The organism is Pseudomonas multiresinivorans (genome assembly GCF_012971725.1).
Taxonomy (GTDB): domain Bacteria; phylum Pseudomonadota; class Gammaproteobacteria; order Pseudomonadales; family Pseudomonadaceae; genus Pseudomonas; species Pseudomonas multiresinivorans.
Genome location: NZ_CP048833.1, coordinates 1,741,769 through 1,768,167 on the forward strand (window position 1 = coordinate 1,741,769; position 26,399 = coordinate 1,768,167).

The window sequence follows — 26,399 nt, forward strand, 5'->3', positions numbered from 1 at the left end:
TTTTCTTTGTGCGTGGCACAATGCGGCGGAACATGGATTCGAGGGGAGATTTCCAGCATGGAAGGGAAGGGCATTCGTGCAGGGCTGCTTGTCCTGGGGGCACTGGCGCTGTGCGCTCCGGCAGAGGCGGACGAGTCTTGGGTGGCGTTCACGCAGAACGACCTCATCGGCTTCAAGGATGCGCAGGGCACGGTGAAGGTCCCGCCCAGGCTAAGCCCGATGTTCACGATGGCCCGGCGTTTCGAGCACATCATCGCCACCGGCGAGGAAACCGCCGACGGTTACCGCACCTACTACCTGCTGCGTGATGGTCGTCAGGTGGCGCCGGACGCGGTCTACTTCTTCGACAACGCGCCGGTCTGCGAGAGTGAGAACAGCATCCGCTTCCGCGATCGCCAGCGTGACAAGGTCGGGTTCCTCGATGGCCATGGCCAGGTGCTGATCCCGGCCGAGCTGAGCGACGCCAGTGCCATGCGTAACGGCATGGTCGTGGCGCTGACGAGGGCCAGCCGAACCTGCGCCGATCCGGGCACCAGCCTGGAGCAGTGCGAACACCGGGGCTGGAAGGGCGGCACCGAGTTGCTGCTCGACCGCCGCGGCAAGACGCTGGTGTCGAATTTCGACAGCACCCGTGCTGGCGCGCTGGACTGGTTCTCGCAGCAGGTGAGCGAGCAACCTTCCAACGACCCGCGCCGTGTCTCCTTCCAGGGAGTCGACGGTCGTTACATCAGCTTCGTCGACATCGAGAAGGACTTCGCCCTCTGGTTCAGGGACGTTTTTCTCGCGCAACTCGATGATGATTCACTGAAGGCCCACAGCTACTCGCGAATCTGGCTCGGGCAGGGTAGCGAACCGCTGGATGAGTGGCAGGCCGCTCCGGTGGGCGACGTGCTGCGCAAACACGCGGCCGAGCTGCGCAAGCGCCTGGAAACCCTGCGTGCGTCAGGTGGCTATGGCGTGCGCCAGGACGACATGGGCTGGCCGTTCGACCCCGAGAGCGACCCGCAGTACTTCGACAACTGTGGCGACTTCGCCCAGTGGACGACGCCCAAGGTCTCGGCCATGGAGCACTGGGAGCAGGGCTCGTTCGAGCCGGCCAAGAATGCGAGCTTCGATTTCATCCGCACGGCCGACGGGTATCGCCTGGTGGAGTTTTCGATTCCGAAGGAGTGAAGTCCCGGTTGTTCGGGAACTGTAGGAGCGAGCTTGCTCGCGAACGTGGATATGCCGGACGCGTGGGCATCAGGCGGTTCGCGAGCAAGCTCGCTCCTACACGGGGTTTGCGTGGATTGAACAGGTATAAAAAAGCCCCGCATCAGCGGGGCTTTTTCGTTCAGTGAGCCGTGGCTGGCGCGCTGGCTTCAGCAGGCTTCTTGTCCGGCTTGGCCAGCAGCGTGTACACGCACGGCAGCACGAAGAGGGTGAACAGCGTGCCTACGCTCATGCCGGTGGCGATCACCACGCCGATGTCGAAGCGGCTCACCGCGCCGGCGCCGCTGGCGAACAGCAGCGGGGTCACGCCCAGCACCATCGCCGCGGTGGTCATCAGTACCGGGCGCAGGCGGATCGCCGCGGCTTCTTCGACCGCCTCGCGCACCGAGAGTCCGCGCTCGTGGCGCAGCTGGTTGGCGAACTCGACGATGAGGATGCCGTGCTTGCTGATCAGGCCGATCAGCGTCACCAGGCCCACCTGGGTGTAGATGTTCAGGCTCGACAGGCCGAGGAACAGCGGGATCAGCGCACCACAGATCGACAGCGGCACCGTGACCATGATCACCAGTGGGTCGCGGAAGCTCTCGAACTGTGCCGCCAGCACCAGGAAGATCACCGCCAACGCCAGGGCGAAAGTGATCATCAGCGCGCTGCCTTCCTGCACGAACTGCCGCGAGGCGCCGGCGTAGTCGAAGGAGAAGCCGCGCGGCGACTCCTGCTCGGCGATGCCGCGCACTGTGTCGATGGCTTCGCCCATGCTGACCATCGGCACGCCGGAGATGATCGCCGAGTTGAGTTGCTGGAACTGGTTGAGCTGGCGTGGGCGCGCGCGCTCGTGGAAGTTCACCAGCGTGGACAGCGAGATCAGCTGGCCGCTCTGGCTTTTCACGTAGTAGTTGTTCAGCCAGCTCGGGTTGTCGCGGTAGGCACGCTCGACCTGGGCGATCACCTTGTAGCTGCGCCCGTCGATGGTGAAGCGGTTGATCTCGCCTTCACCGAGCAGCGCCCCCAGCGCGACGCCCAGGTCCTGCATGGTCACGCCCATCTGCGCGGCCTTGGCGCGGTCGATGTCGACCACCAGTTCTGGCTTGTCGAAAGCGAGGTCCAGGTCGAGGAAGGCGAACTTGCCCGACTCTTCCGCGCGCTTCTTCACCCGCTCGGCCACCTGTAGCAGCGATTGGTAGTCGCTGGCGGTGTTGATCACGAACTGGAACGGCAGGCCCTCGCCGGTGCCCGGCAGCGACGGCAGGTTGAAGCCGAAGATCTGCAGGCCGGGAATCTTGTCCAGCTCGCCCTGCACTGCATGGAGCAACTCCATCTGGCTGCGCTCGCGCTCGTCCCAGGGCTTGAGCAACATGCCGCCGATGCCGGTCTGCACGCCGTTGTAGCCATTGATCTGGAACGCCGAATAGTACTCGGGGAACTTGCGGAAGATGCCCTCGAACTCGGCGGTGTACTTCGACAGGTAATCCAGGTTCGCCGTCTGCGGTGCGTTGGCCATGATGAAGACGATGCCCTGGTCTTCCTCCGGCGCGAGTTCCTTGTGGGTGAACATCAGCAGCAGCGGGATGATCGCCAGGATCAGCAGGGCGAAGACGATCACCACCGGACGGCTGTTCAGCGTGCCATGCAGGGCGCGCTGATAGCGCCGCTTGAGACCTTCGAAGATCAGGTCCAGGCGATGCGCCAGGCCGCTGGGGTTTTCCTCGTGGCGCAGCAGGCGCGAGCACATCATCGGAGACAGCGTCAGGGCAACGATGCCGGAAATGATCACGGCGCCAGCCAGGGTGAAGGCGAACTCCTTGAACAGCGCGCCGGTCAGGCCGCTGAGGAAGCCGATGGGCGCGTACACAGCGGCCAGGGTGATGGTCATGGTCACTACCGGTACGGCGATTTCCCGCGCGCCCTCGATGGCGCCCTGGAACGGCGACTTGCCCTCTTCGATATGCCGGTGGATGTTCTCCACCACCACGATGGCATCGTCCACCACCAGGCCGATGGCGAGCACCATGGCCAGCAGCGTCAGCAGGTTGATCGAGTAACCCATCATCTGCATGAAGAAGAGCACGCCGATCATCGACAGCGGGATGGTCACCACCGGGATGATCACCGAGCGGAACGCGCCGAGGAACAGGAAGACCACCACGATGACGATCAGGATCGCCTCGGCCAGGGTCTTCACCACCTCGTCGATGGACGCCTGGATGAAGCGCGTGGCGTCGTAGGCGATGGAGACTTTCAGGCCCGGCGGCAGCTGCTCTTCCAGCTCCGGCATCTTGGCGCGGACTTCCTTGATCACGTCCAGCGGGTTGGAGCTGGGCGTGCCCTTGATGCCGATGTACACCGACGGGATGCCGTTGAACGAGCTGACCGCGTCATAGCTTGCCGCGCCCAGTTCGATGCGTGCGACGTCGCCCATCAGCACGCGACGGTCGCCCGCGGTCTTCAGCGGGATGGCCGCGAAGGCTTCCGGGGACTTCAGGTCGGTGGAGGCGTTCACCGAGGTGACCACCATCTCGCCCTTCACCTCGCCGGCGGCGGAGAGGAAGTTGTATTCGCGCACCGCGCTGGCCACGTCGCCGGCGGTGATGCCGTAGGCGGCCATCTTCACCGGGTCCAGCCACAGGCGCATGGCGAACACCTGATTGCCGAGGATTTCGGCCTCGGAGATGCCCGGCAGGGTGGCGAGCTTGGGCTGGATCACCCGCGACAGGTAGTCGGTGATCTGCGGGTTGTTCATCTGCTCGCTGAAGAAGCTGATGTACATCAGCGCCGAGGCATCGGCCGCTTCCTTGTCCAGTACCGGGTCTTCCGCGTCAGGCGGCAGCTGGGTCTTCACCTCGCCGATCTTCGACAGCAGCTCGGTGACCAGGCGATCGGAGTTGGCGCCGATGTGCGCGTAGATCGAGATCACCGAGTAGTTCTGCCGGCTCACCGAGGTCATGTAGTCGATGCCTTCGGCGCTGGCCAGGCTCTGCTGCAGCGGCTGGGTGATGTAGCCCTGGATGGTTTCGGCGTTGGCGCCGGCATAGAAGGTGGTGACGGTGATCAGCGCGTTTTCCATCTGCGGATATTCGCGGATCACCAGCTTGCTGAAGGCCTGCATGCCGAGCAGGACGATCAGCAGGCTGACCACGGTCGCCAGCACGGGGCGACGGATAAAGGGATCGGTGAACATAGCTCAATCCTTTAATGCGGACCCTGCCGGATGACGGCGGGGTCTGTTGGCGCGCAGCATCAAGCGACGCGCCGGCTATGCGATTACTGCGGGTCCTTGACGATGGCCACGGCGGTGCCGTTGTCCAGCTTGAGCTGGCCGGAGGTCACTACCTCTTCGCCGGCCTTCAGGCCCTCGAGGATCACCACGTTGCCTTCGCGGCGTTCGCCGGTCTTCACGAAGCGGCGTTCGACGTCCAGCTTGGGCGCGTCACCGGCCTTGGCCTCTTCGGCTTTCTCGCCGTCCTTGGGCTTGTGCGGCACCACGACGTACACCGAATTGCCATACAGCGTGAACGCCACGGCGGTTTCCGGAACGACTACGCGCGGCGCACTGTCGGGCAGTTGCACTTCCAGGTTGGCGAACATGCCCGGCAGCAGCTTGCCCTCGGGGTTGGCCATGCTGGCGCGGACCAGCAGGTTGCGCGTCTGGTTGTCCACCCGCGGGCTGATGGCGTCGATCTGCGCGTCGAAGCTCTGGCCCGGATAGGCCGCCACGCGCACCACGACCTTCTGCCCGCGCTTGAGCAGCGGGAAGTCCTGCTCGGGCAGGAAGAAATCCACCTGAAGCGTGGAAAGGTCCTGAAGTGTGACGATCTCGGTGCCGGGGGAAACGTAGTCGCCCACGTCCACCTGGCGGATGCCGATGGTGCCGGAGAAGGGCGCGAGGATGCGCTTCTTCGCCAGCGCCGCCTTGAGCTGGGCAACGGTGGCGGTGGAGCGGTTCAACTGGGCGGCGAGGCGGTCGTACTCGCTCTTGGAGATAGCCTGGCGGCCCACCAGGCTCTTGCCGCGCTCGTACTCGACCTGCGCCAGCCCGAGGTCTGCCTCGGCGGTGCGCAGGGTAGCCTGCTCGACGTCGGATTCCAGCTGCACGACCGGTTGGCCGACCTTGACCTTTTCGCCGGAGACGAACTGCACGGCACTCACCGTGCCGGAGACTTCCGCAGTCAGGGTTACGCCCTGGATCGCGCGCAGGGTGCCGATGGCCGCCAGACGGCTCTGCCAGTCGCGTTCTTCGGCCAGGGTCGCGTTCACGCTCACCGGCGGGCGGGGAGCCGAGAACATGGCGATCTGTTTGGTGATGGAGAGGTATTTCGAGCCGGCGAGCACCGCAACGATGACGGCAACTACGCCCAGCATGATCAGCATGCGGCGCAACATCTTCCTGTTCCTTGGTACGTGCCTGGCAGCTATCGGGCGCGATCGCTCGCCCACTATTTGCCGGGCGGCCTTCCGTTCGCGCAGATGTCGATCAGGCTCTGAAGCCTATACGTGGGACGCCCCATTGCGGGGCGGAATTGCGCACCTTATTCCTGAATCGGCGGCGAGTCAAAGGGCCGGGTTTACAAGACGTTTCCCGCAGGATTTGAAGGGATTACGAGAAATAGGCGCTGAATCGGTGCAGCAGGAACTGTCGGAGGACGGGGCCACTTCCCTGTGGCCGGAGCGGGTCAGGCGCTGAGCTTGCGGGTGACGTCGGCGATCTCGCCGGAGAGGCCGTGCAGGTGGCGGCTGGCGCCCTGGGTGCGCACCACGTTTTCCTCGTTGGTGGCGCCAATGGCAGTGATCTCGGTGAGGTTGCGCGAGATGTCCTCGGCGACCGAGGTCTGTTCCTCGGCAGCGGTGGCGATCTGGCGGTTCATGTCGCGGATCGCCTCCACGGCCAGGGTGATGCTGCGCAGCACTTCGCCGGCCTGGGTGACGCGCTCCACGCCCTGCTCGCTGCGGGTCTGGCCGTTTTCGATGGCGCGCAGGGCGTTCACCGAACCGGTCTGCACGGTGTCGATGATCTGGTGGATCTCGGCGGTGGACTCGGCGGTGCGCTGGGCCAGGGTGCGGACCTCGTCGGCGACCACGGCGAAACCTCGGCCGGCCTCACCGGCGCGGGCGGCTTCGATGGCGGCGTTGAGGGCCAGCAGGTTGGTCTGGTCGGCGATGCCGCGGATCACTTCGAGCACCTTGCCGATGCGGCCGCTGTCGCTTTCCAGGCGGCGGATGACTTCCGCGGTGTTGGCGATCTCGTTGCTCATCTCGGTGATGGTGACGATGGTGGTCTTCATCACTTCGCCGCCTTGCTGGGCGTGCTGGTCGGCGTCATCGGCAGCGCGCGCGGCGTCGGAGGCGTGGCGCGCGACTTCCTGCGCGGTGGCGGACATTTCGTGCATCGCCGTGGCCACCTGATCGGTGCGCGAGAACTGCTCGCGGGTACCTTCGGCCATCAGGGTGGCGATGGCGTTCAGCTCGCCGCTGGCGGTGTCCAGTTCGGTGGTGCTGTGCTTCAAGCGGGTGAAGGTCTCGGCCAGGAAGTCGCGCAGGGTGTTGGCGGCGCGGGCAAGGCGGCCCAGTTCGTCGCGACGCGTGGCGTCGACTCGCTCGCCGAAGTTGCCTTCGCTGAGCTGGGCGATGTGCTCGATCAGGCGGGCGATCGGGCCGATCAGATTGCGGTTGACCAGCCACAGGCTGAGCAGGCCCAGGGCGAGGCCGGATATCAGAAGGATCAGGCTGCCGCTGACGACGGTGCTGCTGGCGCTGGTGGAGATCACCTGGGATTGCTCCTGGGCTTCACGGTGCAGGCTGTCCACCAGCGTGGCCATCTGATCGCTGGCAGCGCGGTCGATGCCTTTCACGGCGGCGTCACCGGCGCGCGGGTCGCTGCCGGCGGCAAGGTAGGCGTCGCGGCCCTTGCGGTAGGCCTGGCCGAGCTGGCGGTGCTCATCGCGCAGACGCGTTACCTGGGCCTTGAGCTGCGGGTCTTCGCTGGCGTTCTGTTCCAGGCGGCCAAGTACGTCCTGCACGGCGCGCTCCTGATCCTCGAACTGGCCCCAGTATTTGTTCAGGTCGGCCGGCTGCTGGCCGCGCAGCAGGACGTTTTTCCATTCCTGGACCTGGATCTTGAAGGCCAGGTTGGCCTGGTCGACCAGTTGCGAGGATTGCAGCGGGCCGTCGAGCAGGCGCTGGTAGGCCGTGACGCTGCCGGAGAGGAAGTGGAAGCAGGCGAGGGCGATCAGCAGCACGAGCAGCAGGCTGCCGCCCAGCAGCGAAAGGATCTGGGTACGCAAGGAAGTGTTGGGGGACATCGTGGGTACGCCTCTAAGACGCAAGGTGGGAATCGGTCAGCCTTTGCATCGGCCGGGAGCGCGCGTTTGTGAGGCCGAGCAGATGAATGGTAGGGCTGTAGACCGCTCTGGGACGGGCGTTCCGCTTGATGCCATGAGGTTGAGGATCACGTAGGAGCGGACTCTGTCCGCGATTGTTTCCCGGCCGCTTCGAGCGTGAGCTTGGCAAATCGCGGACAGAGTCCGCTCCTACGCTCGTCGGTTCTTTCGCAGACGCAGCCTCAGGTCAGGTGCAGGTGGTTGTCCCAGAAGGCCGGGGGCAGCTCCAGCGGCGTGCCGGCGATGCGTTCGCTGCGGCAGTCATAGACGCGGCAGCGGCCCTGGCCGGAGGTGACGACAAAGCCGTCCTTCACCGCGCCGACGCCGGCGCAATCGGGCAGCGGCGTGTCCAGGCGCACGGCGCCGGTGTCCAGGTCCCAGATGAAGAATCGGTTGCCGCGCGGCGCGGTCAGGGCGACCAGGCGCAGCTCGTCATGGATGGCGACGCTGGCGGTGTACTGGGTCATGGCCAGGCGCTGTTCGTCCGCCAGCGGGAAGGCTTCGAAGGGCTGGCCGGGGCGCTTGATGGCGAGCAGGTCGGCACGGTCATGGGCATCGCCCATGTATTGCTGGCCGGCGACAATGGTGCCGTCCTTCGCGATTGCCAGGTGGCGCACGCTGTTCATCTGCTGCGGCAGGGTTTCCTTGGAGATCAGCGAGCCGTCGCGGCGCATCAGCACCAGGCTCGGTTCCATGGCGTCGAGGTTCATCTCCACGCGGCTTTCGGCTTCAGTGCGAATGCCGCCGTTGGCGACCACCAGGGTCTCGCCGTCGGGCATCCAGGACACCTGGTGCGGGCCGAGACCGTGGGTGGAAATCTCGCTAGTGTGGCTCAGGCGCTCACCGTCGAAGCGGTACACGCCGAGCATCCCGCGGCCCGGATCGGTGGTGTCGTTCTCGGTGGTGTACAGCCACTCGCCGTCCTTGTGCCACGCGCCGTGGCCGTAGAAGTGGCGGTCGGCCTGCGAGTCGAGGGTCTGCAGCAGGCGGCCGTCGTTCAGGTCGATCAGATAGCTCTGCCGACCCGGGCGTCGAGCGACGAACAGGGCCAGCGGCAGCTCGGGATGCTGCACCACGTCGTGGCAGCGCAGGCCGACTTCGGTGGCGAAGGCGCAACTGCCGTCCAGGCGATAGCCCACGGCGTAGTGCTTGCCATCCGCGTCGTCACGGGCGGACAGCACCAGGGGCTCCTTGCCCTTGCGTGACAGCGTCCAGCCGCCGAAGGTCAGGGCGCCGAGCAGCAGGCTGCCCAGGCCGATCACGTGACGTCGCAACATGGCGTTCACCTCGTTCGCTTTCTATCAGTCGCCGTCGTTGGCGTTGAAGCCGAGTTGTACTCCCAACGCCTTCGCCAGGTCGCCTTCGTGCAGGCGATGGACGACGTTGAGGCTGTCGTACAGCTCGTTCAACTGCTTGAGGCCAGCCTCGTCCTTCAGCAATTCGCTGAGCGGCTTGTTGATCGCCTTCAGCTTGCCGTGGACGTCGGCGTAGGCCGCGTCGATCTTGCCGGCCAGTTCTTTCTGCTCGGCCGGCAGCAGGGCGCGCAGGCCCTTCTTGTCGGTGCCGTCCCACAGCGCCTGGGCTCCGGTCAGGCTCGAGTCCAGGCTCGCCAGCGACATGTCGCTGCGCCAGCCTTCGGCCTGGAACGGCTGCGGGATGCCCTTGCTCTGGCGACCCAGCGGGGTGCCGAGCTTCTTCTTCAGCATGTCCAGCGCGGTGACCTGCACGCGCAGCAGCTCGGCGATGGCCTCGTGAGCATCGGCATAGCGCTCGTTGGGGAACTTGGAGAGCTGGGCGAGCATGCCGCCGTCCTGCTTCCATTGCGCCAGGATGTTCTCTGCCAGCGCCTGCTGGTGGCTGCCGATGGCTTCGAGCAGCGGGCAGTAGCGCGCCTTGGTCTCGGCGTTGGCGAGGTCGATCCTGGCGTCGTAGAGGATGTATTCGTAGGCAGTCAGGCCCTGGACCACGACGCTGGATTTGTCCAGGGTCGCCGGGGAAATCGCGTTGCCGCTGCCCAGCAGTTGCTCGACCTGGCGCGCCACGAGGTTCTTCTTGTCCGGCCAGAACTGCACCTGCCAGGAGCGGTTGCCTTCGGCCAGCGGGCCGATCAGCAGCGGCTGCAGCTCGGCCCAGGCCTTCTGCGCGGCCATGAAGTCGGCGCGCGCCTTGCTCAGGTCTTCCTTGCCCTGGCAGTAGGCCAGGGCGCTGGCGGCCAACGCGCGGTCGGCGTCGACCCAGCGGCTGTAGGTCGGCAGGATCACCTGCTGGGCCAGCGTGGCGCTGGTGGTCGCCTGCGGGTCGGTGGGCGAGCAGGCGCCCAGGGCAATGGCGAGGCTGGTGATCAGAAGTCGGGGGCGGAACATGGTGGGCTCGGCTCCTTAGAGTGAGTTCAGGAACGCCAGCAGGGCATCGCGCTGCCCGGCGTCGAAGTTCAGTACGCGTTGCTTGGCCGCCTCGGCTTCGCCGCCATGCCAGAGCACGGCTTCGAGCAGGTTGCGGGCGCGGCCGTCATGCAGGAACTGGGTGTGGCCGTTGACCGTCTCGGTCAGGCCGATGCCCCACAGCGGCGCCGTGCGCCAATCGCGGCCGCTGGCGAGAAATTCCGGGCGATTGTCCGCTAGTCCCTCGCCCATGTCATGCAGCAGCAGGTCGCTGTAGGGACGGATAACCTGGTTGGCGAGCTCGGGCTCGGCGGCGTTTGGCCCGGTGGTGAATTTTGGCGTGTGGCAGCTGGCGCAGCCGGAATCGAAGAACAGACCCTTACCAGTGAGCACCTGCGGATCCTCGACCTTGCGCCGCGCCGGCACCGCCAGGTTGCGGGCGTAGAAGGCGACCTGGTTGAAGATGTGCTGGCTGACTTCCGGCTTGCCGCCGTCGATGGCGTTCTTGCAGTCGGTCTGCGCCTCCGTGCAGTCGTCGCTGGGCAGCAAATCACTGGTCAGGCCCATGTCGCCGGAGAAGGCGTGGGCGTTCTGCTGGGCGACGTTGGGCTGCCCGGCTTTCCAGCCGAAGCGGCCGAGCACGGTCTGTTGCGTGGCATCGTCCCAGACCCGGTTCGGTCGGCCATGGATGCCGTCGCTGCCTTTGGCCTGCTGCTCGGCGTTGGCCAGGATGTCCGCCTCGCTGATGGACTCCAGCAGGCCCAGGCCGATCATCGGCGGGGCGATGCGGGCGGAGAACATCGTGTCCGCGTGCATCGGGCCGTAGCCCAGGTCGCTGATGCGCAGTTTCGGCTTGCGAAGCTCGATCACGGTGCCGTCCTTGAAGGTCACCGGCACCGCGTCGTAATCAACGCGGACCTTGCCTTCGGGGGCCACGCCAGGGATCGCCGAATCCTGGAACTGGCCGCCGTACACCGGCTCGGGCACCACGCCCAGGCGCTTGATGGTTTCGACGTCGGCGGAGCCGGCCGGGATCGACAGGCGCACCAGCATCGACACGGCGTTGACGTCGTTCAGCTCCGGCGGATGGCCGCGGCCGTCTTTGATATGGCAGTTCTGGCAGGCGTTGGTGTTGAACAGCGGGCCGAGGCCGTCGCGCGCGGTGGTGGTGGTCGGCGCGATCACCCAGGGATTGCGGAAGAAACTGTTGCCCACGGCGAAGTCCAGGCGGCGGCTCGGCGTGAGGTTGGCCGAGGGCATGGAATAGGCGTTGCGGTCGCTCTGCTTGACCGTGGTGGCGCCGCCGGAAAGCGCTTCGCCGGGTTCGCTCACGGCGTGCTGGGAGATCTCCGGCTTGCACGCGGCAAGGGCGAGGGCAGACAGCAGCGGCACGAGGTGCAGGGCGGTACGGCGGTGGAGCATCGACGGTTTCCAGAGCGGTGACATGGCAGCGCGCCATGTTATCAGGGGCGTCAAATGCAAATATGAAAAATTTGTATTTGCGAACGACATCGTTTGCCGTCCGGAAACGACAAAGCCCCGCAGTGCGGGGCTTTGCCTTTGCCACTTGAGTAGCTGCGGCCTGGAGCCGCAGTCACTTCAGGACACGCGGATCAGAACTGGTGATCGGCGTTGTCCGGCTTCAGGTCCTGCACGCCGACCGCGGTGGCGGCCTTCTCGATGGCGCCGGTCTGCTTGACCAGCGAGGCGATGGCGTCGCGGATCTTCTGCTGATCGTCCTTGTCTTCCGGTGCGATCATCTGGTCGAAGTGCACACCGTCCTTCTCGGCACGGTCGACGATGACCTGCATCTTGGCTTCGGTGTTGGCCAGGTCGTTCTTCAGATCGGTGTCGGCGGCGGCGTCGGCCTTGGCGACCAGGTCGGACAGGCTCGGGCCCTTCACGACGCTGCCATCGGTGCGCTTGTATTCGCCGGTGTAGATGTTGCGAATGCTCTTGGCGTTGAAGAACAGGGTGTTGTGGGTGTTGTCGCTGAAGCAGTCGTGCTCGTCTTCGGTGGAGTTGGCTTCCAGCGCGACCTTCATGCGCTCGCCGGCCAGCTCGCCCAGGGACAGGGAACCCATGCCGAAGAACATCTTGCGCAGGTTGTTCTCGGCGGTGTCGGCCTCGACCTTGGCACGGTAGTTGTCGGCGACGCCGGACTTGAAGTTGCCGACCATTTCTTCCAGGTCAGCGACCAGCAGGTCGGTGGCGGCCTTCAGGTAGGCAGCGCGACGGTCGCAATGACCGTTGGTGCAGTCCTTGCCCTGGGCGTAGTCGGTGTACTTGCGATCACCGGCGCCCGGCTTGGTGCCGTTCAGGTCCTGGCCCCAGAGCAGGAATTCGATGGCGTGGTAGCCGGTGGCGACGTTGGCTTCGGAACCGCCCAGCTCGTTCAGGCCCTTGAGCTTCTCGCCGGTAATTTCCTTGACGTCGATCTTATCTTCGCCGACCTGGATCTCGGTGTTGGCGATGATGTTGGCGGTGGCGCCGGCGTTGCCTTCGGCGTGCTGGTAGTCCTTGGCGACGTAGTCGATCAGGCCTTCGTCCAGCGGCCAGGCGTTAACCGCGCCTTCCCAGTCGTCGATGATCGAGTTGCCGAAGCGGAAGGCTTCGCTCTGCGAGTAGGACGGGCGGGAAGCGATCCAGGCTTCGCGGGCGGCCTTCAGGGTTTCTTCGCTGGGCTTGGCGATCAGCGCGTCGACGGCGGTCTGCAGCGCCTTGGCGGTGGTCAGGGCGTCGCCGTAGGTGGCTTCGGCGATGTCCAGGTAGTTCTTCACTACGGCCTTGACCGCGGCCTCGTCGACCTTGGCGGTCGCTGCCGGGGCAGTGCTCTGGGTGCTGGCAGCCGGCGCGGCGGCGGCGGGGGCTTCGGCTTTCTTGTCATCGCCGCAGCCGGCGAGGGAGATGGCGATGGCGAGCAGGCTGGCAGTGGCCCAGGGCATACGAGTCATGACGGGTTCCTTTGCATGGAGAAGAGGCGCACGAAAAAGGACTGCGCAAGAAAATCCGCAACATAATGCGAAAGATTTGCATTTTTGAAAAGAGAGATCGGTGGCGCTGTTCGGTCACGGGGCCAGCAGGTTGCCAGTAGACGTAGGACGAGAGGCTTTTTGTGGGAGCGAGCTTGCTCGCGAACAGTCCGAGCACCAGTGCCATGCGGTTCGCGAGCAAGCTCGCTCCTACAGGCAGATCTGGCGTTGGGGTAGGGCGCTATCCGCCCTGTGAGATCAATGGCGTTCGACGGACCCGCCCGGATTGCCGCCGGCCGCTTCGGCCAGGCGCCGTGCCTGCTTGAGGTAGAGCGTCAGCTCGCGCGCCGGCAGCGGCTTGCTGTAGAGGTAGCCCTGACCTTCGTGGCAGCCCTGGGCGATGATGTAGGCCTCCTGCTCGACGGTCTCCACGCCCTCGGCGATCACCTGCATGCCCAGGCTCTTGCCCAACTGGATGATGGCGCGAACGATGGTGGCGTCGTCGTCGTCCAGCAGCAGGTCCTGGACGAAGCTCTTGTCGATCTTGATCTTGTCCAGCGGCAGGCTCTTCAGGTAGCTCAGCGAGGAGTAGCCGGTGCCGAAGTCGTCGATGGCGATCAGCGCGCCGGCGCGGCGCAGGCTGAGCAGGTGCTGGGCGGCGGTGGAGATATCTTCCATCAGGCCGGTCTCGGTGACCTCCAGTTCCAGCGAGCGCGGCGGCAGGCGGTGCATCTGCAGCAGGTTGCTGACCACACGCGGCAGGGCGTTGTGGCGCAACTGCACGGTGGAAAGGTTGACCGCCAGCCGCAGGTCATCGAAACCCTGGTCGTGCCATTCGCGCAGTTGGCGGCAGGACTGGTCGAGCACCCATTCGCCGATGCTGAAGATGCTGCCGTTCTGTTCCGCCAGCGGGATGAACAGGTCCGGCGCGACCCAACCCTGGGTCGGGTGCTGCCAGCGCAGCAGCGCCTCGACGCCGACCACGCGGTGGTCGCGGTAATCTACCTGCGGCTGGTACACGAGGTGCAGTTCGTTGCGTGCCAGGGCTTCGCGCAGGTCCTTCTCCAGCTCGCGGCGGCGGCGCATCTCGCTGTCGACGCTGGCGATGTAGAACTGGTAGCGGTTGCGCGAGCGGCTCTTGGCCAGGGTCATGGTCTGTTCGGCTTTCTGCAGCAGCTTCTCGGTGGTCTCGCCGTCCTCGGGGAACAGGGTGATGCCGATGGTGGCGCGCAGGTGGACCAGGTGCTGGTCCAGCTCGAAGGGCGCTTCGAGGTCGTCGAGGATCTGCTGGGCGAGCTCCGCCGCTTCGTAGGGCTGCTCGATGTCGGCCTGGACCAGGGCGAACTGGTCGCCACCCAGCCGCGCCAGCGCGCCGAGGTGCGCGCTGCGGGTGCGCAGGCGGTCGGCGAGGGCGATCAGCAACTGGTCGCCGAACTGGTAGCTGTATTGCTCGTTGATGCCCTTGAAGTCATCCAGGCCCAGGCAGAGCACGGCGACGCGGCGTTGCAGGCGCGAGGCGCCTTCGAGTATCTGGTCCAAGCGCTGTTGCAGCAGCTTGCGGTTGGGCAGGCCGGTGAGGAAGTCGTACTGGGAGATTCGCAGCAGGCTGTCTTCGGCCTCCCGGCGCAGGTGGCCGTTGCGCTCGATGGAGGCCAGCAACTGGTTGGCGGTATTCACCCACAGGCCAAGTTCGTCCTTCTCGTGGCCGTCTGGCATTGGCAGCTTGTGCTGGCTGGGGCGGTCCGGATTGATCGAGGCCAGGTGCTCGATGATCTTCGACAGCGGCTTGGTCAGCAGCCAGTGGTAGACCATGAACAACACCAGGCTCAGGGCCATGGCGCGGAGGATGCCGGAGATGAAGATGATCACCGAGGTGGCGACGAAGTCGTCGCCGTAGGGCGCGGTGTCCAAGGTGATCTTCAGGTCGCCGTAGTATTCGTTGGAGCCGCCACGGCCGGCGAGGCGGATGGAGTAGTTCTGCTCGGCGCCGAGGATCGGGTCGGTCAGCCAGCGGGTGTTGGAGTTCAGCAGCGGGCGGGATTTCTCCGCCAGCATGGGTTCGTCGGGGTGGCCGATGGCGGCGTAACGCACGGCATCGTGCTGGAACAGGCCTTCGAGGACCTGCATCGCCATGTCGCGGTCCAGGCTGTAGACGGCCTGGGTGGAAGGGTCGCGGACCATCGCCAGGATGCGCTGGGCGTCGTTGTGTACGTTCTGGCGCGCCTTGTGGGCGTCATAGACGATCTGGGCACAGCTGAGTACTACCCCGACCACGAGGGCCGCGAGCAATACCATTCGCAGCAGCTTGAGGGAGAGGCTGTGCCGGGGATCCAGTTTCAAGGTCTTTCCTTGTTTCTCGCCAGGGGCGAACGACTGGGGCTGAGTATTGGCAATTGGCGCAATGACGTCAAAGGGCCATCGTTGTGTTTCGTGACTGTACCGGCCTTTCAGGTTAGCCGACACGAAGGTGTTACGCGCCCCTTACGAAAAAACCCGGCACGGGGCCGGGTTTTTTCAGTTCAATCGGGGTGCGATCAGGCAGCGAACTGCTCGGCCACGAAGTCCCAGTTGACCAGGTTCCAGAACGCCTCGACGTACTTCGGACGCAGGTTGCGGTAGTCGATGTAGTAGGCGTGTTCCCAGACGTCGCAGGTCAGCAGCGGGGTGTCGCCGCTGGTCAGCGGGCAGCCTGCACCGATGGTGCTGGCCAGGGCCAGGGAACCGTCGGCTTTCTTCACCAGCCAGCCCCAGCCGGAGCCGAAGGTGCCGATGGAGGTCTTGCTGAACTCTTCCTTGAACTTGTCGAAGGAACCGAAGGCAGCGTTGATGGCGTCAGCCAGGGCGCCGGTGGGCTGGCCACCGCCGTTGGGGCTCAGGCAGTTCCAGTAGAAGGTGTGGTTCCACACCTGGGCAGCGTTGTTGAAGATGCCGCCGGAAGAGGTCTTGACGATGTCTTCCAGGCTTTTGCCTTCGAACTCGGTACCCGGAACCAGGTTGTTCAGGTTCACGACGTAGGTGTTGTGGTGCTTGTCGTGGTGGAATTCCAGAGTCTCCGCGGAAATGTGCGGCTCAAGGGCATTCTTCGCGTAGGGCAGCGGAGGCAATTCGAAAGCCATGGTGTCTCTCCTATCTCACTCAGTCTGGGCTAGCGCGGCGAACGCGCGACCGGTACACGGGGCCGGTATCGTAGGTGTCGCGGCATCCGGGCGTAGCTGCAGGACGTCCCGCAAGGGGACAGGCAGCGCGCCAGTTGCGTCTGGCAGCCTTGGCCGCCAGCGCCGCGAAGGTCGGATCATAGCACCCGACCTGTGGCATATCCACGCAGCAACTGTAGGGGCAAAGGCCCTGGAAGGCGGCCTGCGCTGGTATCCGGCCCTCACCCTACACAGACCGTGATGACGGAACGTCGTTCGGACTGTTTCCGCGCCGCCCGCAGATCAGCCGGCGAACACCAGCTGCGCGGCCATCCCCAGCATCATGACCGCGACCATCAGGTCCACCAGGCGCCACGTCGCCGGCCGTGCAAGCCAGGGCGCGAGCCACGCGGCACCGAAGGCCAGGGTGAAGAACCAGATCAGCGAGGCGCTGGCCGCGCCCATGGCGTAGGCGCCGGGGGCGGCCTGCTGGGCGCCGAGGGAACCGATCAGCAGCACGGTGTCGAGGTAGACATGGGGGTTGAGCAGGGTGACCGCCAGCGCAGCCATCAGCACGGTGCGGCGCGAGCGCGGGCCGGTTTCTCCGGCGTCTGCCATGGCCTCGGGTGCGACTGCGCGACGCAGCGCCTTGAGGCCGTACCAGATCAGGAAGGTGACACCACCCCAGCGGGCGACGGCCAGCAGCGTCGGGTTCTCGGCGAGGACTTTCGCCAGGCCGAACACCCCGGCGCTGACCAGGATGGCGTCACAGGCCACGCACAGCGCGGCGACCGACAGGTGATGCTCGCGGCGCAGGCTCTGGGCGAGGACGAAGGCGTTCTGCGCGCCGATGGCGATGATCAGCCCGGCGGCGACCAGGATGCCGTTGAGATAGCTCTGCCACATGATTCAGATCCCCTCTTTATTGATAGCGGGGGGATTGAGCGCGAGCGCGTGCAGGACGTCCAGCGCGCGCGGGCCGTCGGCGTGAGCGACGAACAGATGGTCGTGGTACCAGGCGGCGACCACGTTGCAACTGATCCCGGCCTTGGCCAGGGCCGTCGCGACGGCGGCGGTGAGGCCCACCGCCTGCAATGCCGAGTGCACTTCGAGGGTCAGCCAGGCGGCGACGTAGTCGAAGGCCAGCCCGGCCTGTTCAGCCTCGGCGCGGGGCAGGATCAGCGTCAGCCCTTCGCTTTCACGAAAGCTGCCCAGCGGCTGCAGGCCGGCGGGCATTTGCCCGTCGGGCAAGGTGCAGTAGACGTATTCGCCGTCATTGAGCACCGGGGTCATGTCGCGCAGCAGCGCGGCCAGGGAGGTTTCGCCAGCCATGGAAATCAGTCCGTCGAGTAGGGAGTGCTGGCGATTGTCCGGTTTTCGTGGGTATAAGAAAAACCAATACTGCTGATATCTCATTAGGGAAACTGATCATGTTCGACTACAAGCTGCTTGCCGCCCTGGCCGCCGTGGTGGAGCAGGGCGGTTTCGAGCGCGGCGCCCAGGTGCTGGGGCTGTCGCAATCGGCGATTTCCCAGCGGATCAAGCTGCTCGAGGCGCGGGTCGGCCAGCCGGTGCTGGTGCGCGCGGCGCGACCGCAGCCGACCGATCTGGGGCAGCGCCTGCTCAACCATGTGCAGCAGGTGCGCCTGCTGGAGGGCGACCTTCAGCAATGGGTGCCCGCGCTGGACGATGGCGCCGCACCCGAGCGCCTGCGCCTGGCGCTGAACGCCGACAGCCTGGCGACCTGGTGGGCGCAGGCGGTCGGGGACTTCTGTGGCGAGCGCCATGTGTTGCTGGACCTTGTCGTCGAGGACCAGGAAGTCGGCCTCAAGCGCATGCGCGCCGGCGAGGTGGCCGGTTGTGTCTGTGCCAGCCCGCGCCCGGTGGCCGGCGGGCGCTGCGAGCCATTGGGCGCCATGCGCTATCGCGGGCTGGCGAGCCCGGAGTTCATTGCCCGGCATTTTCCCAAGGGAGTGAAGCCGGAAGGGCTGGTGCGCGCGCCGGCCATCGTCTACGGGCCGGATGATCAACTGCAGCACCGCTACCTGAAGGACCTGGGCGTCGACGGCCACTTCAGCTATCACCTGTGCCCATCTTCCGAGGGCTTCGTACGCATGACCAGCGGCGGCCTCGGCTGGGGCCTGGTGCCCGAGCAGCAGGTGCGCGGCGAGCTGGAACGCGGTGAGCTGGTGGACATGCTGCCGGGGCGAGTGATCGATGTTCCGCTCTACTGGCACCACTGGCGCAACGGCGGCGAACTGCTCGCCGCGCTGACCCGGCACCTGCTGGCGAAGGCGCCGGGGCTGATGGTGCCGATCAGCCGCGAATGACGATTTGCCCGCTGCCCGGCAACTGCTCGATGCAGCGCGCGCCGAAGAGTTTTGACGGGGTGAAATAGCCGACGGTATTCGGATTGGCCAGCAGGTGGCGCACCGCGAAGAGCACGCCGTGGATGGTCACGTCATAGCCGTTGGCCGTTTCCAGGCGCGCCGTGCAGCGTTCGCCACGGGCATTGCGCACTTCGCCCCAGACCCAGGTGCGCAGCTTGCCGCGTGCCACTTCGTCCGGGCCGTGGACGCGCTTGTCCACCTGCTCCTTGAGCCAGTTCTGCACGCGGTCGCGGCCCAGCAGGGGGCGGAAGCTGTCCATCACCCGCATGCCGATGGCGGCGGCGGGAGGCACCGGCAGGTAGACCTCGATGTCGCCGATGCCGGTGGAGTAATAGGCGGTGGCCACGTCGCCCCAGGGAATGGTCACGGCATGCTTGAGGCCGCGGCCGAAGTCGATGTCGCGGCGCTTGTAGCCCAGCGGCACGTCGCGCAGGCGGCCGGCTTCGCGCACCTTGCCGCCCAGCTTGAGACCTTCGACGGTGGTCTTGGCGGTACCCGGTGAGAGGCCGCTGCCGCTGTCGAAGCCCAGCGCCAGGGACGTGGCGTCGGGCATGGCTTCCTTGAGGCAGGCGGCGACGCAGTCGGTGGGGATCACGTCGAAGCCGACGCCGGGGCAGATCGCCACGCCTGCCGTGCGCGCCACTTCGTCGAGACCGTGGGCGTATTCGAAGACGGATATCTCCCCGGTGATGTCGACGTAATGGGCGCCGCTGGCGATGCACGCCTCGATCATCGGCGCGGCGGTGGCGGAGAAGGGCCCCGCGCAGTTGGCGACCACGGCGATGTCTTCCAGCGCGGCCAGGGCGGCGGCGCTGTCGTTCAGGTCGAACACCCGGCACTCCAGCCCCAGCGAACTGCCCAGCGCATGCAGGCTGGCCGGATTGCGGCCGCCGAGGATCGGCGTCAGGCCTTCGCGTTGCGCCTGTTCGGCCACCAGCCGGCCGGTGTAGCCGTTGGCGCCGTAGATCATCCAGTGCGTCTTGCTCATGATGTGGCCTCGTGGATACGCGTCAGTGTCTCAAGGGTAGTCGCAACCACCCCCGGCATGTCGCCGATCTCAAGTCGTGCAACCCTGCCGGCTCGCTGCGGTCTGCAAGGATTCGTTTCTGGCGTGCAAGGCCAGAGTGGTAGCGTGCGGCGGCTGGTAGAGTCGCCGGAAATAAAAACAGGAGTGGCGTGCATGAAGATTCTGGTCACCGGAGCCAGCGGGTTCATTGGCGGGCGTTTCGCTCGCTTCGCCCTGGAGCAGGGCCTGGCGGTACGGGTGAACGGACGCCGCGAGGAAGCGCTGCAGCCTCTGGTGGCGCGTGGCGCGGAGTTCATGGCCGGCGACCTGTCGGACCCGGCGCTGGTGCGCGCGCTGTGCAGCGACGTCGACGCCGTGGTGCATTGCGCTGGTGCGGTCGGTGTGTGGGGCAGCCACGAGTACTTCCATCAGGCCAACGTGGTGATGACCGAGGCCATCGTCGAGGCGTGCCTGAAGCAGAAGGTTCGCCGTTTAGTGCACCTGTCCTCGCCATCGATCTACTTCGACGGCCAGTCCCATGTCGGCATCAATGAAGAACAGGTGCCCAAGCGCTTCGCCAACCATTACGGCTCGACCAAGTACCAGTCCGAGCTGGTCGCCCTCGGCGCCCAGGAGTTCGGCCTGGAAGTGCTGGCGCTGCGTCCGCGCTTCGTCACCGGCGCCGGCGACACCAGCATCTTCCCGCGGATGATCGCCGCGCACCGCAAGGGCCGCCTGCGCATCATCGGCCAGGGCCTGAACAAGGTGGACTTCACCAGCATCCAGAACCTCAACGACGCGTTGTTCTCCAGCCTGATGGCGGGCGACGCGGCGCTCGGCCAGGCCTACAACATCAGCAACGGGCAGCCGCTGCCGCTGTGGGACGTGGTGAACTACGTGCTGCGCCGGCTGGACATGCAGCCGGTGGAGCGGCACATGCCGTACGGGTTGGCGTACAACCTGGCGCTGATCAACGAGGGCGTGTGCAAGGTTCTGCCCGGTCGCCCGGAGCCGACCTTGCATCGCCTGGGCATGGCGGTGATGGCCAAGGACTTCTCCCTGGATATCTCCCGCGCCCGCCAATACCTCGACTACGACCCGCAGAACAGCCTGTGGGATGCGCTGGACGAGTTCTGTGAGTGGTGGCGGCTGCGTGGCGCGTAAAGGCGTCGTTCCGACGCTGAACTGTAGGAGCGGACTTCGTCCGTGATATCGTCCAGCGCGGTGCGGATCAATCGCGGACGGAGTCCGCTCCTACGAGAGGATTCTCTGCCTAGCGTGGTGCGCGAGCACCGCCACGCAGCGGGCCGGAATACTGTTGCTCACCGCCGCCCTGCATCGGCAGGAAGCTCGGCTCCTGCACCACGCGCGGCAACTGTATGCCGCTCAGCTGGCTCAGGCGTTCGCCCATCTGGCGGGTTTCTTCCCGCGCGGAATCGGCGCAGGCGCGCAGCATCCGTTCGATGGCGTCGCTCTGCTGGTACTGGATTTCCAGTGCCTGCTCTTCACGCAGACGGCGGCGCAATTCGCGCATGCAATCCAGGATGGCCTTGTTGAGTTCGATCACCCGACTTCCTCCCCCGCGAAGGGCGCCAAAGCGGCGCCAAGTATCGGGAGCAGGAGCAAGGGGCGTGCCACGATGTCGCAAAGCCACTATTGGCGGGTCGCCTGGGGAACTGCGCCCTCCGTCGCGGGTCTTCTGTGCGCCGACGAGGTGCGTGACGCCCTGTGATGGCACGCTGCTCTGAAGTGTCACGCGAACGGATATACTGCGCCCTGCGCAGGCAACACGCCGCTTTATCCCCACAGGTTCATTCCATGCGTAATGACACGTTCGACGAATTCGATGATGTGCCCCACCTTTCCACCGACGCCGCCGACCGCGACGAATTCGGCCATCACCCGCGGCGTGTGGTCGAGCCCAGCGGACGCCCGCTGCCCCCGCCGGTGAAGCGTGGCGGCGGGACCGGTGCGCTGTGGGCGCTGGTCGCGGCCATGGCCATCGCCCTGGCCGGCGTGGGCTGGTGGAGCCACCAGCAACTGCTGCTGATGGAGCAGCAACTGATCGCCACCCAGGAAAGCTTCGCCAAGATCAGCGAGGAGGCCGCCGGTCGCCTGGACGATATCCGCGGCAAGTTCGTCGCCAACGAATCCAATGGCATGAGCGACCGCGAGGCGCTGAAGCTGCAGGTCAAGCAGCTGCAGGGCCGCCTGGCCGAGCAGGCCAAGGCGCAGCAGACGTCGCTGTCGGAATTCGACGGCGCCCAGGGCAAGCGCCTGGCGCAGGTCAGCGAGGACCTCAAGGCGCAGCAGGACAGCGCCGCTCAGCTGATCACCCAGCTCGACGGCAAGCTCAAGGCCATCTCCGAGGAGCAGACCAAGTTCAAGAATGTGCAGGCCGACCTTGCCACCGCCAATCAGCAGATCCAGGCGCTGAACACCGAGATCGCCAACCTGAAGAAGCAGGGCAACCAGAGCCAGGCAATCAAGAGCATCCAGGACGACCTGATGCTGTTGCGTGCCGAGGTCGATGGCCGCCAGGGCCAGGCGAGCAGCGATACCAAGGAGTTCGATGTGTTCCGCATCCAGGTGATGCGCAACATCAACACCCTGCAGCAGCAGATGCAGAACCTCCAGCAGCAGATCAGCACACGCTGAGCCGCGGCATGAAAAAAGCCCCCGCGCCGAAAGGTCCGGGGGCTTTTCATTGGCCATCCCTCTTTGGGGGTAGTCACGGCAATTCTTGTCTTGAATCAGTTTCAGGGCCGGCTTCGAGGCGAATAATCGCTAACAAATGAGAGTCATTCTGATTCTCCCTTTGTTCGCTCATTCGCCCGGAGGCTTCCCATGCACGATCTTCAAGCGCAACGCCGGTACCGCATCGCGGGTTACCGGCCCGGGATCGGCGCCGCCTTCCGCCAGCGTCTGTTCTCCATGGGGCTGCTGCCAGGCGCCGAGCTGAAGGTTCGCCGCGTGGCGCCGCTGGGCGATCCTGTGCAGGTGGATACCCGCCAGTGCAGCCTGGTCCTGCGCCGCCGCGATCTGGCCTTCCTCCAGCTCGAAGTGCAGGACTGATCGACCATGGATGAACTGCGCATCGGCCTGATCGGCAACCCCAACGCGGGCAAGACCACCCTGTTCAACCAGCTCACCGGCTCGCGCCAGCGCGTGGGCAACTGGGCCGGGGTGACCGTCGAACGCAAGGAAGGCAGCTTCCGCACCGCGCGGCACAGCGTGCGCCTGGTGGACCTGCCCGGCACCTATTCGCTGACCACCTTGTCGACCCAGGCCTCGCTGGACGAGCAGATCGCCCGGCGCTGCATCGTCGATGGCGAGGTGGATGTGCTGGTCAACGTGGTGGACGCCACCAACCTCGAACGCAACCTCTACCTCACCGTGCAGTTGCGCGAGATGGGGCTGCCCTGCGTGGTCGCGCTGAACATGCTCGATATCGCCCGTACCCAGGGCCTGAACATCGACCGCGAGGCGCTGGCGCGGGAATTGGGCTGCCCGGTGGTGCCGCTGGTATCGACCCGCGGCGAAGGCATCGATGCACTGAAGGAGGCCATCGACAGCCTGGGTGTACAGCAACCGCTGCAGGTGCCCTATCCCGCAGCCCTGCGTGACACCATCACCCAACTGCTACCCGCCGACGCACCGCCGGCCCAGGCCTGGATGGCGCTGCTGGCAGTGGAGGGCGACTTGCATTGCGCTCGCCAGCTCAAGCTCGAACCCGCCCGCCTGCTCGCCGCCCGCGATGCCATCCGCTGTGCCTGCGGCGAAGATCCGGAGCTGCTGCTGGTGGACGCGCGCTATCAATTGATCGGCGAACTCTGCGAACGTGCCAGCAACCATCGCGAGGCCGCGCCGCATCGCCTGACCCAGATGCTCGACAGCATCGCGCTGAACCGCTGGCTGGGCATCCCGGTGTTCCTCTTCGTGATGTACCTGATGTTCTTCTTCGCCATTACCCTGGGCGGCGCGCTGCAACCGATCTTCGACCAGGGCTCCTCGGCGCTGTTCATCGATGGCATCCAGTGGCTGGGGGCGCGAACCGGCGCACCGGACTGGCTGACCGCGCTGCTGGCTCAGGGGCTGGGCGGCGGTATCAACGCGGTGCTGCCGCTGATCCCGCAGATCGGCCTGATGTACCTGTTCCTCGCGCTGCTGGAGGACTCCGGCTACATGGCCCGCGCCGCCTTCGTCATGGACCGGCTGATGCAGGCCCTCGGCCTGCCGGGCAAATCTTTCGTGCCGCTGATCGTCGGCTTTGGCTGCAACGTGCCGTCGATCATGGGCACCCGCACCCTGGACAACCCGCGCGAACGCCTGATGACCTCGATGATGGCGCCGTTCATGTCCTGCGGTGCGCGGCTGGCGATCTTCGCCGTGTTCGCCGCGGCCTTCTTCGGCCAGAATGGCGCGTTGGCGATCTTCTCGCTCTACCTGCTGGGCATAGTCGTGGCGGTCCTTACCGGGCTGTTGCTCAAGCACACGCTGATGCGCGGCGAGGCCTCGCCCTTCGTCATGGAACTGCCGCTGTACCACGTGCCGCACCTGCGCAGCCTGCTGTTGCAGACCTGGACGCGCCTGCGCGCCTTCATCGTCCGAGCCGGTACCGTAATCATCCTGGTCAGCCTGGTGATCGGCGGGCTGAACAGCGTCACCCTCGATGGCCGCCCGGTGCAGGGCGACATCGCCGACTCGGCGCTGTCGAGTCTCAGCCACAAGGTCACGCCGCTGCTGGCGCCCATGGGCGTGCACCCGGACAACTGGCAGGCCACCGTTGGCCTGGTCACCGGCGCACTGGCCAAGGAAGTGGTGGTCGGAACACTCAACACCCTCTACACCGCCGAACACATTCAAGGCGAAGCTTTCGACGCCGACGGCTACGACCTCTGGGGCCAACTGAAACAGGCCGGGGCGGATACGCTGGACGGCCTGCGCGACTCGTTCAGCCTCAGCGTGCTGGCCAACCCGGTGGCCGCGAGCATGGCCGACGGCGAGATGGAAGAGGGCTCCATGGGCACCTTCGCTGCCAAGTTCGGCAGTCCGTTGGCCGCCTACAGCTACCTCGTCTTCGTGCTGCTCTACGTGCCCTGCGTGGCGACCCTTGGCGCGCTGACCCGCGAGAGCGGCCGCGGCTGGATGACCTTCTCGGTGCTCTGGGGCCTGAACGTCGCCTACTCGCTGGCGACCCTCTGCTACCAGGTATTCAGCTTCGCCGAACATCCGCAGTACAGCGCGGTGGCGATCGGCGTGGTGTTGGCATTCAACCTCGTGCTGTTCCTGATCCTGCGCGGGGTTGGCCGGCGCGGACTGGAGCTGGATGGCGAGCGCGAGCTGCGCGCGGCTCCGGCGGGGAGTTGCCACTGATGGCCACGACAATTGCACTGCGCAACCTGCTGGGCGAGATGGGCGAGGCGGATGTGCCCACCCTGGCCCAGCGCCTCGGCGCTTCAAAGGCGCTGCTGGAAGCTTTGCTGGAAAGGCTGCTGGCAATGGGCGTGGTGGAAAAAGTCGCGCCCGAGCCGGCGGCCTGCGGCAGTTGCAAGGGTTGCACGGAAGCGACGCGGTGTTCGACGACGGGGTATCGCCTCTCCAGGCGCGACGATCCCACACCCTTGCGCTGGAGCACCCCCTGACTCCGGACCTGCAGAGCGCTCCGACGCAGAACCTGACGCGCTTTTTGTAGGAGCGAGCTTGCTCGCGAACAACCCCGGCCTCGGTGCCGAGCGGTTCGCGAGCGAGCTCGCTCCTACAGAGGTTTTCCGGTTTTCGCATGGCGAATAGAAAAAGGGCGCCTTCGCAGGAAGGCGCCCTTTTCGTTGGCGCGGGAACCGACCCTTACAGGCGCGGGTAATCCAGGTAGCCGACCGGGCCCTTGCCGTAGAAGGTTTCCGGGTGCGGTTCGTTCCAGGAGGCGCCTTTCTGCAGGCGGGTCACCAGGTCCGGGTTGGCGATGAACGGGATGCCGAAGGCGACCGCATCGGCCTTGCCGCTTTCCAGCCACTCGCTGGCGGTTTCCTTGGTGAAGCGCTCGTTGGCGATGTAAACGCCGCCGAAGATTTCCTTCAGTTTCGGGCCGATGCTGTCGTCAGCGGCCTTCTCGCGGGTGCAGATGAACGCCACGCCGCGCTTGCCCAGCTCGCGGGCCACGTAGCCGAAAGTGGCCAGCGGATCGGTATCGCCCATGTCGTGGGAGTCCATGCGCGGAGCCAGGTGGACGCCAACACGGCCGGCGCCCCACACGCCGATCACGGCGTCGGTGACTTCCAGCAGCAGGCGCGCGCGGTTCTCCACGGAACCACCGTACTGGTCGGTGCGCTGGTTGGTGCTGCTCTGCAGGAACTGGTCGAGCAGGTAGCCGTTGGCACCGTGCACTTCCACACCGTCAAAGCCTGCGGCCTTGGCGTTCTCGGCACCGATGCGGTAGGCCTCGACGATGTCGGCGATCTCTTCGGTTTCCAGGGCGCGCGGGGTGACGAATTCCTTGATCGGGCGCACCAGGCTGACGTGGCCGGCCGGCTTGAGGGCGCTCGGCGCCACCGGGGTTTCGCCATTCAGGTACAGCGGGTCGGAAATACGGCCCACGTGCCACAGCTGCAGCATGATGCGACCGCCGTTGGCATGCACGGCCTTGGTGATGTTGGTCCAGCCGCGGACCTGGTCGTCGGACCAGATGCCGGGGGTATCCGGATAGCCCACGCCCATCGGGGTCACCGAGGTGGCTTCGCTGAGGATCAGGCCGGCGTCGGCGCGCTGGGTGTAGTACTCGGCCACCAGCGCGTTGGGCACGCGGCCTTCGTCGGCGCGGCAGCGGGTCAGCGGGGCCATGATGATGCGGTTGGGCAGTTCCAGGTCACCGATGACGATGGGATCGAAAAGCGTGGTCATTGCGTTACTCCAATACGGGGTGAGGGTGGAGGA

General features: G+C 65.8%; 21 protein-coding genes. 7 read left to right on the forward strand and 14 right to left on the reverse strand.

The window, feature by feature from the left end; translation table 11 throughout:
- Positions 1–141 precede the first annotated feature (141 nt).
- Positions 142–1,173: a hypothetical protein gene (locus G4G71_RS07960; RefSeq protein ID WP_169936630.1), complete on the forward strand. Its 1,032-nt coding sequence runs from the start codon at positions 142–144 to the stop codon at positions 1,171–1,173.
- Between the two features lie 160 nt (positions 1,174–1,333).
- Here the strand turns inward: G4G71_RS07960 and G4G71_RS07965 are convergent, their stop codons facing one another.
- From G4G71_RS07965 to G4G71_RS08015, 11 genes are all read right to left on the reverse strand, one after another.
- The gene (locus G4G71_RS07965; RefSeq protein ID WP_169936632.1) at positions 1,334–4,390 is read right to left on the reverse strand and encodes a multidrug efflux RND transporter permease subunit; all 3,057 of its coding nucleotides are present in this window, start codon (positions 4,388–4,390) and stop codon (positions 1,334–1,336) included.
- 83 nt (positions 4,391–4,473) lie between these two features.
- Positions 4,474–5,592: an efflux RND transporter periplasmic adaptor subunit gene (locus G4G71_RS07970; protein ID WP_169936634.1), complete on the reverse strand. Its 1,119-nt coding sequence runs from the start codon at positions 5,590–5,592 to the stop codon at positions 4,474–4,476.
- 290 nt (positions 5,593–5,882) lie between these two features.
- Positions 5,883–7,508 (reverse strand): methyl-accepting chemotaxis protein, encoded by a 1,626-nt coding sequence (locus G4G71_RS07975; RefSeq protein ID WP_169936636.1) that lies wholly within the window; start codon positions 7,506–7,508, stop codon positions 5,883–5,885.
- A 260-nt stretch (positions 7,509–7,768) separates the two neighbouring features.
- Positions 7,769–8,863: a DUF1513 domain-containing protein gene (locus G4G71_RS07980; protein WP_169936638.1), complete on the reverse strand. Its 1,095-nt coding sequence runs from the start codon at positions 8,861–8,863 to the stop codon at positions 7,769–7,771.
- A 24-nt stretch (positions 8,864–8,887) separates the two neighbouring features.
- Complete coding sequence (locus G4G71_RS07985) at positions 8,888–9,949, reverse strand: imelysin family protein (protein ID WP_169936640.1); 1,062 nt, start codon at positions 9,947–9,949, stop codon at positions 8,888–8,890.
- 15 nt (positions 9,950–9,964) lie between these two features.
- A complete protein-coding gene (locus tag G4G71_RS07990; RefSeq protein ID WP_169936642.1) occupies positions 9,965–11,389 on the reverse strand; it encodes a di-heme oxidoreductase family protein in 1,425 nt (474 codons plus the stop codon).
- A gap of 191 nt (positions 11,390–11,580) precedes the next feature.
- Positions 11,581–12,921 (reverse strand): imelysin family protein, encoded by a 1,341-nt coding sequence (locus G4G71_RS07995; protein WP_169936644.1) that lies wholly within the window; start codon positions 12,919–12,921, stop codon positions 11,581–11,583.
- A 276-nt stretch (positions 12,922–13,197) separates the two neighbouring features.
- Positions 13,198–15,279: a putative bifunctional diguanylate cyclase/phosphodiesterase gene (locus tag G4G71_RS08000; protein ID WP_169936646.1), complete on the reverse strand. Its 2,082-nt coding sequence runs from the start codon at positions 15,277–15,279 to the stop codon at positions 13,198–13,200.
- A 194-nt stretch (positions 15,280–15,473) separates the two neighbouring features.
- The gene (locus G4G71_RS08005) at positions 15,474–16,055 is read right to left on the reverse strand and encodes a superoxide dismutase (RefSeq protein WP_045211147.1); all 582 of its coding nucleotides are present in this window, start codon (positions 16,053–16,055) and stop codon (positions 15,474–15,476) included.
- 321 nt (positions 16,056–16,376) lie between these two features.
- The gene (locus G4G71_RS08010) at positions 16,377–16,979 is read right to left on the reverse strand and encodes a LysE/ArgO family amino acid transporter (protein WP_169936648.1); all 603 of its coding nucleotides are present in this window, start codon (positions 16,977–16,979) and stop codon (positions 16,377–16,379) included.
- A 3-nt stretch (positions 16,980–16,982) separates the two neighbouring features.
- Complete coding sequence (locus tag G4G71_RS08015) at positions 16,983–17,405, reverse strand: ACT domain-containing protein (protein ID WP_169936650.1); 423 nt, start codon at positions 17,403–17,405, stop codon at positions 16,983–16,985.
- A 92-nt stretch (positions 17,406–17,497) separates the two neighbouring features.
- On the opposite strand from G4G71_RS08015, the gene G4G71_RS08020 reads away from it, so the two are divergent.
- Positions 17,498–18,403 carry a LysR family transcriptional regulator ArgP gene (locus G4G71_RS08020; protein WP_156160408.1) on the forward strand — a complete coding sequence of 302 codons (906 nt, stop codon included), beginning with the start codon at positions 17,498–17,500 and terminating at the stop codon, positions 18,401–18,403.
- Here G4G71_RS08020 and G4G71_RS08025 read toward each other — a convergent pair.
- Positions 18,390–19,451, reverse strand: coding sequence for a saccharopine dehydrogenase family protein (locus G4G71_RS08025; RefSeq protein WP_169936652.1), 1,062 nt, complete (start codon positions 19,449–19,451; stop codon positions 18,390–18,392). The two genes, G4G71_RS08020 and G4G71_RS08025, sit on opposite strands and share 14 nt — an antisense overlap.
- Before the next feature lie 192 nt (positions 19,452–19,643).
- On the opposite strand from G4G71_RS08025, the gene G4G71_RS08030 reads away from it, so the two are divergent.
- A complete protein-coding gene (locus G4G71_RS08030) occupies positions 19,644–20,633 on the forward strand; it encodes an NAD-dependent epimerase/dehydratase family protein (protein WP_169936654.1) in 990 nt (329 codons plus the stop codon).
- A gap of 109 nt (positions 20,634–20,742) precedes the next feature.
- Here G4G71_RS08030 and G4G71_RS08035 read toward each other — a convergent pair whose 3' ends face one another.
- Positions 20,743–21,033: a hypothetical protein gene (locus G4G71_RS08035; protein WP_240964940.1), complete on the reverse strand. Its 291-nt coding sequence runs from the start codon at positions 21,031–21,033 to the stop codon at positions 20,743–20,745.
- Between the two features lie 254 nt (positions 21,034–21,287).
- Between G4G71_RS08035 and G4G71_RS08040 the strand changes: the two genes are divergently transcribed.
- The 4 genes from G4G71_RS08040 (at position 21,288) to G4G71_RS08055 (ending at position 25,114) form a co-directional block, all read left to right on the forward strand.
- The gene (locus G4G71_RS08040; protein WP_169936658.1) at positions 21,288–22,127 is read left to right on the forward strand and encodes an ATPase; all 840 of its coding nucleotides are present in this window, start codon (positions 21,288–21,290) and stop codon (positions 22,125–22,127) included.
- Between the two features lie 189 nt (positions 22,128–22,316).
- Entirely contained in the window at positions 22,317–22,544 is a 228-nt protein-coding gene (feoA, locus tag G4G71_RS08045) for a ferrous iron transporter A (RefSeq protein ID WP_169936660.1), read from the forward strand.
- 6 nt (positions 22,545–22,550) lie between these two features.
- Positions 22,551–24,845 carry a Fe(2+) transporter permease subunit FeoB gene (gene feoB / locus G4G71_RS08050; RefSeq protein ID WP_169936662.1) on the forward strand — a complete coding sequence of 765 codons (2,295 nt, stop codon included), beginning with the start codon at positions 22,551–22,553 and terminating at the stop codon, positions 24,843–24,845.
- Positions 24,845–25,114 carry a FeoC-like transcriptional regulator gene (locus G4G71_RS08055; RefSeq protein WP_169936664.1) on the forward strand — a complete coding sequence of 90 codons (270 nt, stop codon included), beginning with the start codon at positions 24,845–24,847 and terminating at the stop codon, positions 25,112–25,114. Before feoB ends, G4G71_RS08055 begins: the two co-directional genes overlap by 1 nt.
- Positions 25,115–25,316: 202 nt before the next feature.
- Here G4G71_RS08055 and G4G71_RS08060 read toward each other — a convergent pair whose 3' ends face one another.
- Complete coding sequence (locus G4G71_RS08060) at positions 25,317–26,366, reverse strand: alkene reductase (protein ID WP_169936666.1); 1,050 nt, start codon at positions 26,364–26,366, stop codon at positions 25,317–25,319.
- Between the last annotated feature and the right edge of the window lie 33 nt (positions 26,367–26,399).

Bases quoted from the DNA above. Each gene is read 5' to 3' on its own strand.
- G4G71_RS07965 (WP_169936632.1), bottom strand. From the start codon at position 4,390: ATGTTCACCGATCCCTTTATCCGTCGCCCCGTGCTGGCGACCGTGGTC.
- G4G71_RS07970 (WP_169936634.1), bottom strand. From the start codon at position 5,592: ATGTTGCGCCGCATGCTGATCATGCTGGGCGTAGTTGCCGTCATCGTT.
- G4G71_RS07975 (WP_169936636.1), bottom strand. From the start codon at position 7,508: ATGTCCCCCAACACTTCCTTGCGTACCCAGATCCTTTCGCTGCTGGGC.
- G4G71_RS07980 (WP_169936638.1), bottom strand. From the start codon at position 8,863: ATGTTGCGACGTCACGTGATCGGCCTGGGCAGCCTGCTGCTCGGCGCC.
- G4G71_RS07985 (WP_169936640.1), bottom strand. From the start codon at position 9,949: ATGTTCCGCCCCCGACTTCTGATCACCAGCCTCGCCATTGCCCTGGGC.
- G4G71_RS07990 (WP_169936642.1), bottom strand. From the start codon at position 11,389: ATGCTCCACCGCCGTACCGCCCTGCACCTCGTGCCGCTGCTGTCTGCC.
- G4G71_RS07995 (WP_169936644.1), bottom strand. From the start codon at position 12,921: ATGACTCGTATGCCCTGGGCCACTGCCAGCCTGCTCGCCATCGCCATC.
- G4G71_RS08005 (WP_045211147.1), bottom strand. From the start codon at position 16,055: ATGGCTTTCGAATTGCCTCCGCTGCCCTACGCGAAGAATGCCCTTGAG.
- G4G71_RS08010 (WP_169936648.1), bottom strand. From the start codon at position 16,979: ATGTGGCAGAGCTATCTCAACGGCATCCTGGTCGCCGCCGGGCTGATC.
- G4G71_RS08015 (WP_169936650.1), bottom strand. From the start codon at position 17,405: ATGGCTGGCGAAACCTCCCTGGCCGCGCTGCTGCGCGACATGACCCCG.
- G4G71_RS08025 (WP_169936652.1), bottom strand. From the start codon at position 19,451: ATGAGCAAGACGCACTGGATGATCTACGGCGCCAACGGCTACACCGGC.
- G4G71_RS08030 (WP_169936654.1), top strand. From the start codon at position 19,644: ATGAAGATTCTGGTCACCGGAGCCAGCGGGTTCATTGGCGGGCGTTTC.
- G4G71_RS08040 (WP_169936658.1), top strand. From the start codon at position 21,288: ATGCGTAATGACACGTTCGACGAATTCGATGATGTGCCCCACCTTTCC.
- feoA (WP_169936660.1), top strand. From the start codon at position 22,317: ATGCACGATCTTCAAGCGCAACGCCGGTACCGCATCGCGGGTTACCGG.
- feoB (WP_169936662.1), top strand. From the start codon at position 22,551: ATGGATGAACTGCGCATCGGCCTGATCGGCAACCCCAACGCGGGCAAG.
- G4G71_RS08055 (WP_169936664.1), top strand. From the start codon at position 24,845: ATGGCCACGACAATTGCACTGCGCAACCTGCTGGGCGAGATGGGCGAG.
- G4G71_RS08060 (WP_169936666.1), bottom strand. From the start codon at position 26,366: ATGACCACGCTTTTCGATCCCATCGTCATCGGTGACCTGGAACTGCCC.